The 11,140-nt window shown below is 39.3% G+C and carries 10 protein-coding genes, 1 pseudogene and 1 riboswitch; of the genes and pseudogenes, 9 read left to right on the plus strand and 2 right to left on the minus strand.

From position 1 onward, the window contains the following. Positions 1-334: pseudogene (locus AC1DSB_RS07195) on the minus strand (3,4-dihydroxy-2-butanone-4-phosphate synthase); the annotation flags it as partial. Between the two features lie 12 nt (positions 335-346). Further along, positions 347-976, minus strand: a complete 630-nt coding sequence (gene ribE, locus AC1DSB_RS07200; protein WP_477530904.1) for a riboflavin synthase — start codon at positions 974-976, stop codon at positions 347-349. 615 nt (positions 977-1,591) lie between these two features. Continuing rightward, positions 1,592-1,736, minus strand: a riboswitch (FMN riboswitch). Positions 1,737-1,896: 160 nt separating this feature from the next. On the opposite strand from ribE, the gene AC1DSB_RS07205 reads away from it, so the two are divergent. From AC1DSB_RS07205 to AC1DSB_RS07245, 9 genes are all read left to right on the plus strand, one after another. Next, complete coding sequence (locus AC1DSB_RS07205; protein WP_477530905.1) at positions 1,897-3,531, plus strand: AMP-binding protein; 1,635 nt, start codon at positions 1,897-1,899, stop codon at positions 3,529-3,531. 158 nt (positions 3,532-3,689) lie between these two features. Further along, on the plus strand, positions 3,690-5,174 hold the full coding sequence (putP, locus tag AC1DSB_RS07210) for a sodium/proline symporter PutP (protein WP_477586261.1): 1,485 nt from the start codon (positions 3,690-3,692) through the stop codon (positions 5,172-5,174). A 109-nt stretch (positions 5,175-5,283) separates the two neighbouring features. After that, positions 5,284-6,183, plus strand: coding sequence for an ABC transporter ATP-binding protein (locus AC1DSB_RS07215; protein WP_477530907.1), 900 nt, complete (start codon positions 5,284-5,286; stop codon positions 6,181-6,183). Further along, positions 6,173-6,970 carry an ABC transporter permease subunit gene (locus tag AC1DSB_RS07220; RefSeq protein WP_477530908.1) on the plus strand — a complete coding sequence of 266 codons (798 nt, stop codon included), beginning with the start codon at positions 6,173-6,175 and terminating at the stop codon, positions 6,968-6,970. Before AC1DSB_RS07215 ends, AC1DSB_RS07220 begins: the two co-directional genes overlap by 11 nt. Beyond that, positions 6,970-7,650 (plus strand): TetR/AcrR family transcriptional regulator, encoded by a 681-nt coding sequence (locus AC1DSB_RS07225; protein ID WP_477530909.1) that lies wholly within the window; start codon positions 6,970-6,972, stop codon positions 7,648-7,650. Before AC1DSB_RS07220 ends, AC1DSB_RS07225 begins: the two co-directional genes overlap by 1 nt. Beyond that, positions 7,643-8,317, plus strand: a complete 675-nt coding sequence (locus AC1DSB_RS07230; RefSeq protein WP_477530910.1) for a VOC family protein — start codon at positions 7,643-7,645, stop codon at positions 8,315-8,317. Before AC1DSB_RS07225 ends, AC1DSB_RS07230 begins: the two co-directional genes overlap by 8 nt. Before the next feature lie 158 nt (positions 8,318-8,475). Then, positions 8,476-8,844, plus strand: a complete 369-nt coding sequence (locus AC1DSB_RS07235) for a DUF485 domain-containing protein (RefSeq protein ID WP_477530911.1) — start codon at positions 8,476-8,478, stop codon at positions 8,842-8,844. Next, positions 8,841-10,376: a solute symporter family protein gene (locus tag AC1DSB_RS07240; protein ID WP_477530912.1), complete on the plus strand. Its 1,536-nt coding sequence runs from the start codon at positions 8,841-8,843 to the stop codon at positions 10,374-10,376. The genes AC1DSB_RS07235 and AC1DSB_RS07240 overlap by 4 nt, the downstream gene beginning before the upstream one ends. 289 nt (positions 10,377-10,665) lie before the next feature. Then, the coding region (locus AC1DSB_RS07245; protein ID WP_477586263.1) for an HflX-like GTP-binding protein at positions 10,666-11,140 on the plus strand (475 nt) is incomplete at its 3' end.

Below are 11,140 nucleotides of genomic sequence, written 5' to 3' on the forward strand. Positions count from 1 at the left end.
GGTTTATCATTTGCAGAATAGTGTGAGAGCGTTCGAATGCGCTGATACCTGTCGTCGTGTCGATATGATCGACACTGATTGTAAAGCCGTACTATAAGGGTCTGTATTATGATCCGTTCATTAACCCGATATCCAGTTGACGTGCAATTTCTTCCGCCACTGGTACGCAAATAAGACCTTTGCCTTCAGAAGCCATTAAATTTATGATTTGAGGGGTTGCAAATTCCGCAAGCGCAACAAAGTCTCCTTCATTTTCACGATCTTCGTCATCAACGACAATGATGGCTTGTCCTTTGGATAATGCTTCAACTGCTTCTTCTACTGTATAAAACATAAGAAACCTCCTTTAAAATCCTTTATCCTGTAGCCATTCTTTTGATATGCCAGTTTTAGATGTAAGTATACGTTCGGTATATTTTGCGAGCATGTCACATTCAATATTCACTTTTTCACCAATGCCTTTTTCACCAATCAATGAATCATATTGCGTTGTTGGAATTAAGGAAATGGTGATTGAAGTTCGTTCTACATCAAAAATAGTAAGTGAAGTGCCGTCTATTGCTACAGAGCCTTTTCGCATCATGTATTTCATGAGGCTGGAATCCAATTCAATCTTCTTTGTAATGGCATTGGATTCTTTTTTTATCGAGCGAATGACACCGATGCCATCCACGTGCCCACTGACAAAATGACCACCAAACCGTCCAACTGCTGACATGGCACGTTCCAAATTGACGCGAACGTTTGACGATAAGTTAGCTAAAGTGGTCGAGTTAAAGGTTTCTGGAATAACATCCACAACAAACGTATCATGTGTAAAAGATGAAACCGTCAAACAAACACCATTTACGGCGATACTATCTCCTCTTTTCACATCTTCTAGTACCACTTTTGCACGAATGGACAATTCGAGCGCATGTGATTTACGTTTGATGGAAGTGACAGTGCCAATTTCTTCAATGATTCCTGTGAACAAGTAATCAACCTCCTACTGAAAAGAGAATTGATGCGAACATCAAAGCCTTATTTGTTATCCATTATTCAATTAGTGGTACCAATTATATACGCCTGTAGAGACATATTTTGTATAGCTTTTAGTAATAAGGATTAGAATTTTTTCCACCAAGGGGCAGGTAGGTGGTGGGGAAAGGGATATGATGATGAATCCAATTGACGAAATTCAAAAACGCTTTTAAACGATCACGCGTCAAAAGAAAGTTCTCGCGTAATTTCGGGGATCGAAGCTCGTTTTTAGCATCAGTTGACTTGAATGTGTCAGATGGATAATTTGTATAGGAATGAAAATATACTCGTGTATGTTGCTTCGCTTCTAGTGTGAATTTTTCTGCACATACTTCAAATTGGGTAGCTTTAAGAAGCTTATCCATATTGACAAGTGCTTTTGGAGTTCTAGCCGCATGGAAGTTGGAATCAGTACCTTCTGATCGAGTGCTCTTCAAGCACGGAATTGATAGGCTGGACTGCATGCGAAGTTTAAACGAATTCAAATGTTGTTGAATGATACAAGCTCCTCCTTTCGAATTTCAAAATCGAAAAGAAGCGACGCGCGAGCATGACAAATAAACCTCTCTATACTCTTCTCCCATCCAGACTATACTGTCGGTGTTGGATTCGCACCAACTCCACCGCTACTTTTTCAAGCACCGGGTCACGGACTTACAAATCTACATTTGTTCACCGCCGGTAAGGAATTTCACCTTGCCCCGAAGAATATAAAGCGACTACTTATCTTTTTTATAGTAGCACAATATACTGGTTTTGATAAAATCATCAAGCACTTTACGCAGGTGGATAAAGATGGATTTTGCATTTACAATTCGTCTGAATTTTGTGATAACATAATAACCAAGACATCACAAAGGGGGAAGCAACAACATGTTGAAACATCAAACGGTGGGGGAAGTAGTTCGGGAAATGGCGAAACGATATCCCGCTACAGAAGCGTACGTATATCCAGAAAAGCAATTACGCAAAACATATAAAGAATTTGATGAAGAGACGGACCGCTTGGCAAAGGCTTTCATGGGGATGGGCATTGCTAAAGGTGAACATGTCGCCATTTGGTCAGATAACAAGAGAGAGTGGTTATTGAGCCAATACGCTACTGGCAAAATGGGAGCCGTTCTTGTGACAGTCAACACCAATTATCAGGAAAAGGAACTCGAATATTTATTGAATCAATCCGATTCCACCACACTTATTTTAGGTGAAGAATTTAAAGGAACTTCTTATATAGAGATTATCAATGCAGTTTGTCCAGAATTAAAGTCATCCATTAATGGGGATATTAAGTGTGCGAAGCTGCCTCATTTCAAACGAGTCATCGTCATGAGTGAAAATGAATATCCCGGAATTTATTCTTGGAGTGAGTTCGAAGCGCATGCAGCAAACATCACCGATATGGAACTGGAAGAACGACTGACTTCATTGGACTCGGAAGATGTTATCAATATTCAATATACTTCAGGCACTACCGGGTTTCCAAAAGGTGTCATGCTGACACATATGAACATTGTGAATAATGGCCAAATTATTGGGGATTATATGAAGTTAACACCAGAAGACCGCTTATGTATTCCAGTGCCATTTTTTCATTGTTTCGGCTGTGTTTTGGGAACGCTTGCGGCTGTCACACATGGGACTACGATGGTACTGGTAGAGCAATTTGATGCAAAACTTGTACTGCAGGCTGTACAGGATGAAAAGTGTACAGGTCTTCACGGTGTTCCGACGATGTTTATTGCTGAGTTGAATCATCCGGAATATAAACAATTTGATACATCCTCATTGCGAACAGGCATTATGGCGGGTTCACCTTGTCCGATTGARGTAATGAAAAAAGTAATTGATGATATGGGGGCAAGCGAAATAACCATTTGTTATGGACTTACTGAATGTTCGCCTGTCATTTCACAAACGAAAGCGGATGATGCGATTGAAAAACGTGTAAAAACAGTTGGAAAACCTCATCCTCACGTGGAAGTGAAAATTATAGATCCTGTAACCAATGAAGAATTGCCTGCAGGAGTGCCTGGTGAATTATGTGCTCGGGGATATCTTGTGATGAATGGCTATTACAAAAATGAAGAAGCGACACGTGAAGCAATCGACGAAGAAGGTTGGCTTCACACAGGAGATATTGCCATTTTAGACGATGAAGGCTATCTAGAAATTACAGGTCGGATCAAAGATATGGTGATTCGTGGTGGGGAAAATATTTACCCTCGTGAAATTGAGGAGTTTTTATATCAACATCCAAGTGTTCAGGACGTACAAGTGGTGGGAGTGCCAGATCCGAAATACGGTGAAGAATTAATGGCTTGGGTTATTGCTAAAGATGGGGAAACGATTGATGCCGAAGAAATACGTTCATATTGCAAAGGGAAAATTTCTCATCATAAAATTCCGCGTTATATTGAGTTTACGGAATCGTATCCAATGACCGCTTCTGGCAAAATTCAAAAGTATCTTTTGCGTGAAATGTCGAAAGAGAAAAGTATTAGCGTGTAAGATGACATATTTCCTGGGAAATACAAAAAACGCTGTAAAACGTTGGTAATTCTGTGTTTAGTGACAATTCTTACTAAAAAAATATTCTCGTTCTTCTGCAAGTTGCGTGTTATGATGAGTTTTGAAATACTCATAACGATCTCAAAGGAGGAAAAAGTATGTCTGATTATGTATATCAATTGATTGCTATAATTATCTATATGGCTGTAATGCTTTATATCGGTTATTATTCTTACCGAAAGACAGCTAACTTAACGGATTACATGTTAGGTGGACGTTCTTTAGGTCCTGCGGTTACAGCGTTAAGTGCTGGAGCAGCAGACATGTCAGGTTGGTTATTGATGGGTTTACCTGGAGCAATCTATGCAACAGGTTTAGTAGAAGCTTGGATAGCTGTTGGTTTAACAGTAGGAGCTTATTTAAACTGGTTGCTAGTTGCACCACGTTTACGTGTGTATTCACAAGTATCGAATGATTCCATTACAATTCCAAGTTTCTTGGAAAACCGCTTGAAGGATACTTCACGTTTATTGCGTGTCGTTTCTGGTATCATCATTTTGATATTCTTTACGTTCTATGTATCATCAGGAATGGTAGCGGGTGGCGTCTTCTTTGACGAGTCATTCGGTTTAGACTATCATACAGGTCTTTTGATTGTATCGGCAGTAGTTATAGCCTATACACTGTTTGGTGGATTCCTTGCAGTAAGTTACACAGACGTTGTACAGGGACTAATTATGTTCTTGGCGTTGATTTTGGTACCTACTATCGGATTATTTATGGTGGGCGGCTTCGACGGCGCAGCAGAAAGCATTCGTTCTGTTGATCCATCACGTTTGAGCTTGCTTGAAGGAGCAACAGGATTAGGTGTAATTTCTGCTATTGCTTGGGGTCTTGGCTACTTTGGCCAGCCACATATCATTGTTCGCTTTATGGCAATCAGTTCTGTAAAAGAAACAAAACAAGCACGTCGTATCGGGATTGGTTGGATGGCATTAAGTTTGGCTGGAGCCATTGCGACAGGTTTAATTGGAATCGCTTACTATCAGCAAAATGCTGGTGAAACATTGGGTGACCCTGAGGCAGTCTTTATTGCATTAGGACAAGTTATTTTCCATCCATTTATCGCAGGTATTATGCTGGCAGCTGTACTTGCTGCAGTTATGAGCACGATTTCTTCTCAATTAATCGTTACTTCTTCAGCCTTGATTGAAGATTTGTACAAAGCTGTTATTAACAAAGATGGTTCAGATAAGCATTTTGTGATGCTGGGACGTCTTGCAGTACTATTTGTATCAGTGGTTGCTWTGTTTATTGCATGGGAACAAAACACGACTATCCTAGATTTAGTTGCATATGCTTGGGCTGGTTTTGGTGCTGCTTTCGGGCCTGTTATTTTGCTATCACTATTCTGGAGAAAGCTTACTACTTGGGGCGCTTTAGCAGGTATGGTCGTTGGAGCAACTACAGTGGTTATTTGGGGGAATAATGAAACCCTTAAAGGCTTAATTTATGAAATTGTTCCAGGATTTATCCTATGTTTAATCGTAGCTGTTATTGTAAGTTTGATCACGTACCGTAAGAATGAAGAAATTGAACGTGAGTTTGATGAAACACTTGTACTATTGAAACAAGATAAATAAATCACAATCCCACAACATATGTTGTGGGATTTTTTTACGCCCTATTGACCGGTTGGTCAGTGGAGGGTATATTTGTAGTAATATTCTGATTACAAGGGAGGTTTCATTCATGAATGCAATTGAATTGAATCAATTAACAAAACGTTATGGAAAATCACGAGGGATAGACGATGTTACATTTCAAGTTGCCCAAGGAGAAATTTTTGGATTCATTGGACCCAATGGAGCAGGAAAGAGTACAACGATTCGTACGTTACTTAACTTTTTATATCCAACGAATGGTACTGCAAAAATCTTGGGAAAAGATGTTGTGAAAGAAGCGAAGGATATTCGCCAACATATTGGCTATTTGCCTTCGGAAGTCCATTATTATGATGATATGAAAGTAAGTGAATTGTTTCGTTTTTCTGCAGGCTTCTACCCAGGTAATTCAACAAAACATGCACAGGAATTGGCTCAGCGTCTTCAACTAGATACGACCAGGAAAATCGAGGATTTGTCATTTGGTAACAAGAAAAAAGTGGGTATTATTCAAGCGCTGATGCATGAACCCCAAGTGTTGATTTTAGATGAACCGACTGCAGGTTTGGATCCACTTATGCAATCGATATTCTTTGATTTATTAAAAGAGCTTCAACAAAAAGGAACGACTATTTTCTTTTCATCCCATTATTTAAGTGAAGTCCAGAAACTATGCAACCGTGTGGCCATCATTAAAGAGGGACGACTGATTAAAATTGAAAGTATGGAAGACTTGCATGCGAAGCAATTCAAAAAAGTACACCTCCATTCTCAAAATAAATGGGAGCAAAAGGTACATTTGGAGGGTGTCCTGCAGGAACATCTGACAGATAATAGCTACGATTTTATCTATAATGGCCACACTCGAGATTTATTGCAACAGTTGGTTCAGATTCCTTTTGATGATGTAACGATCGAAGAACCTTCACTAGAAGAGATTTTCATGCATTATTACGAAAAAGAAACGGGTGAGAATAATGGTCTTTAAAAGAGAATGGAAACGGGCACAAAAAGCGTTATGGATTTGGATATTGGCGCTTGGAGGCATGACTTTTTTAATCATGAGCATTTACCCTCAATTTGCAGAAAATAAAGATCAACTCCAGGAATTGATGAAACTATATCCTGAGGCAATGCTTAAAGCATTTAATATTGAGCAACTAGGCTTCGATAGTGCACTCGGTTTCTACGCCATTGAAGGGTATTTATTCGTTACACTTTTTGGCAGTATCTATGCAGCAATGTTAGCTGGGGGTATGTTAGTAAAAGAAGAAAGTGACCGTACGATTGAATTTTTATTATCAAAGCCGATTTCAAGAGTCCAAGTGGTCGTTCAAAAAGCAGTGGCGGTGGCATTGGTTCTTGTGGTCTTTAACGTTGTACTTTCTGTAATCAACTATATGGGATTCCGGGTTGCCGGTGACGACCAGATTGATATGGTGACATTTTCGCTGATTTCATTGGCACCATTATTATTGCATTTGACATTTGCCGCGCTTGCTTTTGGAATATCCGTATTTTTCCGTAAGCAGCGACTTGTGACGTCCATTTCTCTGGCCCTCGTTTTATTCAGCTACTTTGTTAGTATTGTCGCTAATATTTCCGATAAACTTTCCAAGCTGAAATGGATAACCCCGTTTGAATATGTGAATTCAGGCTACATTATTCAACAGGCGTCCATTAAGCCCGTCTATATAATTGTAATGGTTCTGATAATGGTTTTATCTGTAACGGCAGCTATTATGAAGTATTTGAAAAAGGACTTGGTTATTTAATGGATAATGATAAAAATGAACGAATATTCCAGGTTTCTAAAGAGTTGTTTGCCACACTTGGATATTACCAGACCTCTGCGAATTTAATTGCAGAAACTGCCGATGTATCGAAAGCACTTATCTTCCATCATTTCAATTCCAAGAAGAACTTGTATTTCACCATTATCAATGATTCCATTGATGTTTTGATGAAGGCTTTTGAGAAAGAATGGCAACCTCAAGACTCTGATGATTTCTTTGAACAATTGAAGTACTTTGTAAAAATGAAGATGAACGTAGAGGTATTATACCCAATTGAAAACAAATTGTTGATGCAGGCATTTATTACTCCCCCAAAAGAACTCATTAATGAATTGGAACAACTATTTAAAGAAAAGTCGAAACCAATGCTCGCTTTAAATGACGACTATATTTATCAACTGTTAACCCCACATACCATTCGTGAGGGTGTCGAATTGAGTCAGGCGAAACTTTTGATCAGAACGGTTTTTGAAGGATATTCCCAGCGCATTATAAATGAATATGCCGGAAAGATTGATAATCTAATGAATGTAACGGAGAAAATCCTGTCTGAAATGGATGCAATTATCGACATATTGAAATACGGTGTTTACAAGAGTACTTTGGGGAACTTTGATGTAAGAACACATCTAGAAAGGGGTAGTAGAGAAAATGATTGAACTGGACCATGTTGTATTTTTTAGCAAGCAAAGCCCAGAAGAGCATGTTCGAAATAACAAAGGAACTTCTATCGGTGGACGGCACAAAAGTTGGGGAACAGTAAATGCCTTAACCTATACGAAAAATAGTTACATAGAATATTTGTCAGTGGAACAGATGGACATTGCCAAACAGGCGAATCACCCTCTTACAAAACTACTACTGCACGATTTAGAGAATGGCGAAGGATGGGGAACGATTTGTTTCCGTACTGAAAATATAGAAGCACTCAACAGAAGGTTGGAAAATGAAGGATGGACCACATCTGGCGTATTGAATGCTGAACGTGAGACATCTACAGGGTTTATACGGAAATGGAGAATGCTTTTTATTGAACAGACCGTTTCGGATGAATTGCCCCTTCCATTTTTTATCGAATGGAATGAATCTTTTGAAGAGCGTATGCAAAGTTTGAGGGAAGATGGGACATTTAAAGATTACAACGAACAGTTGCAAATTTTACGATGTGAATTCTTGGTAAAACATCCCCAAAACCAAGTGGAAAAGTGGGGAAGACTTCTGGGGATTGAACCGTCAGATGACACAATAATTTTAGTAAACACCGATTTAGTTTTCCTGAAAGGCACTCAAGAGAAGGAGCGTCTCTCGCATGTAGAAATTAATTAATATTTCTTCCTTCCGAAACACATGCTTTCAGTGCATGTGTTTTTTTCTGTAATCTCATTCTCTCGTACTCTTCGAAATCCGAATGAAATAGATTGACATTCTATTCTAATATTGTTTTAATTTTAATTGTATTCTGAAAATTAAAACAAAGAAAAGGGGTGTTTCAATTGGTAGTAGCATCAAAGCGAAATTCAACGAATATTAAGCGCAAATCATTACCCGATTTTGAAAAAATTGAAGAGTCTCCCGGTTTTCGTAATCTCTTAAAAAAGAAAAAAGCATTTCTGATTCCTAGTACACTATTATTTTTAGGCCTTTATATTTTATTTCCTATTATTATTTCGTATTCTGATGTTTTAAATGCCTCATTTATTGGTGATATTTCATGGAGTTGGATATATGCTCTTGGATTATTCATCATGACGTGGACTCTTGTAACCGTTTACATGAAAAAATCGGCTGAATTTGACCGAATGGCTAATGAAACACTAAAAGAATTTAATTACGAGGAGGAGGATAACCAATGAATCCGATCGTAGTTATCTTATTTTTAATAATCGTAGGGATGACATTGGTGGTTACATACTTCGCAGCCAAGAAAACAAATACAACAAGTGAATTTTATACAGCTGGTGGAGGTTTGTCAGGTTGGCAGAACGGTCTTGCAATTGCAGGAGATTACCTATCCGCAGCATCCTTTTTAGGAATAGCCGGGGCAATCGCTTTATACGGTTTTGACGGCTTCCTGTTCTCCATCGGTTATTTGGTGGCTTATTTAGTGGTTCTGTTTATCGTTGCGGAACCGTTGCGCAATCTTGGAAAGTATACGCTTGCCGATATGATAAATTCGAGATTTGACGCGAAGAAAGTTCGTGCTGGTGCGGCAATCAGTTCCATTACCATTGTTATTTTCTATATGATTGCCCAACTGGTGGGTGCAGGGGCACTGATTCAATTGCTTTTTAATATACCGTATTGGATTGCTGTTCTACTAGTAGGAATCATGATGACGGTTTACGTATTATTTGGAGGTATGACTGCGACCAGTTGGGTACAGATTATTAAGGCTGTTCTCCTCATGGCAGGTACTATCATAATTTCGTTCCTTGTATTGAAGGAATTCCATTTCAATATTTTTGAAATGTTTACGTCAATGAAAACCGCAACTCCTCATGGAGCAGATTATTTGAATCCGGGAGTTAAATACAAAATGCCGTTGGATACAATATCCCTGATGATTGCCCTTGTATTTGGAACAGCGGGATTGCCTCATATCCTAATGCGCTTCTTTACAGTGCGTGACGCAAAAACGGCGCGCAGTTCGGTTATGTGGGCAACTTGGATTGTCGGTATTTTCTATGTCATGACCATCTTCTTAGGATTTGGTGCAGCTGCGTTTGTTGGACAAGATCTCATCGTGTCAACCAATCCTGCAGGAAATATGGCCGCTCCTCTTTTAGCTCAAGAATTAGGTGGGGATTTCCTGATGTCCTTTGTCTCGGCAGTTGCATTTGCGACGATTTTAGCAGTGGTTGCAGGGCTTGTATTATCAGGTGCCTCCGCATTTGCACATGATATTTATGGGCAAATCATTAAAAAAGGTAAAGCTACAGACAGACAACAGATGATGGCTGCTCGGTTCGCTTCATTGGGTGTGGCTGTATTCTCCATCATTTTGGCATTGTTCGCTCAAAGTTTGAATGTGGCGTTTCTTGTGTCGCTCGCCTTTTGTATTGCTGCCAGTGCCAACTTACCAGTTATCGTCTATACGATTTTCTGGAAAAAATTCAATACAGCAGGTGCAATTTCCGCCATGGCAACAGGACTAATATCTGCTTTAGTACTTGTTTCCATTAGTCCAAGTGTAATGAACCCGGTTGAAGGTGTAGCCATCATTACAGGAAACCCGATTTTCCCATTGACGAACCCGGCACTTGTATCAGTGCCACTTGGATTTATTGGTGGATGGATTGGAACGCTTCTGACGAAAGAGTCGGACGTGAAGAAATTTGCAGAAGTTACAGTGAAAGCAAACACAGGTGGCTTCCGACAATTGTAAGAAGTTGTATCTACTTAATTGAGTATGATACGATATAAGTACTTTAAGGAACGGAGGTTTTCCAAATGATTGACTACAAATTCCGATGGAACACTTTGCGATGAAACTAAATAATGCAAAGAACTGCTACTGTGCAGGTTAATCGGGATAGGTCTATCCATTTTGAAAACCAATATACTTTTCAGAAAAAGAGAGCGACTCGTATGCTCTCTTTTTCTGTCTACTATTACTGGCAAAAAAAGGATTATTTCGATTTTCTCTCGGTAGGATATTGAGGAGGAATTCACAAATGGAAGAATTAATGGAACGTGCCATTGTCGTTGGCGTCAATTTAAACAAAGATGAACATTTTGAATATGGCTTAGAAGAATTACACAACTTAGCAGAAGCCTTAAATGTAGAAGTGGTTGGAGAAGTAACGCAAAACTTGGATCGAGTAAATCCGGCGCACTATGTTGGAAAAGGAAAAATCGATGAAATCAAAGCCTTCTTTGATGAAGCAGATGCTAATCTTGTCATTTTCAATGACGAGTTATCACCATCACAAATCCGTAACTTGGAAGCCGCATTGGAATGTAAAGTTATTGACCGCACCATGTTGATTTTGGATATTTTTGCTCGACGGGCTAAATCTAAAGAAGCACAAATGCAGGTAGAGTTAGCGCAGCTTCAATATATGCTTCCACGTTTAGTTGGATTGCGGGCATCACTCGGTCGTCAAGGTGGCGGCACTGGTGGGGGCTTTAAAAACCGTGGTGCCGGGG

The sequence above is a fragment of the Paenisporosarcina sp. P4_E4_2 genome, assembly GCF_056401595.1.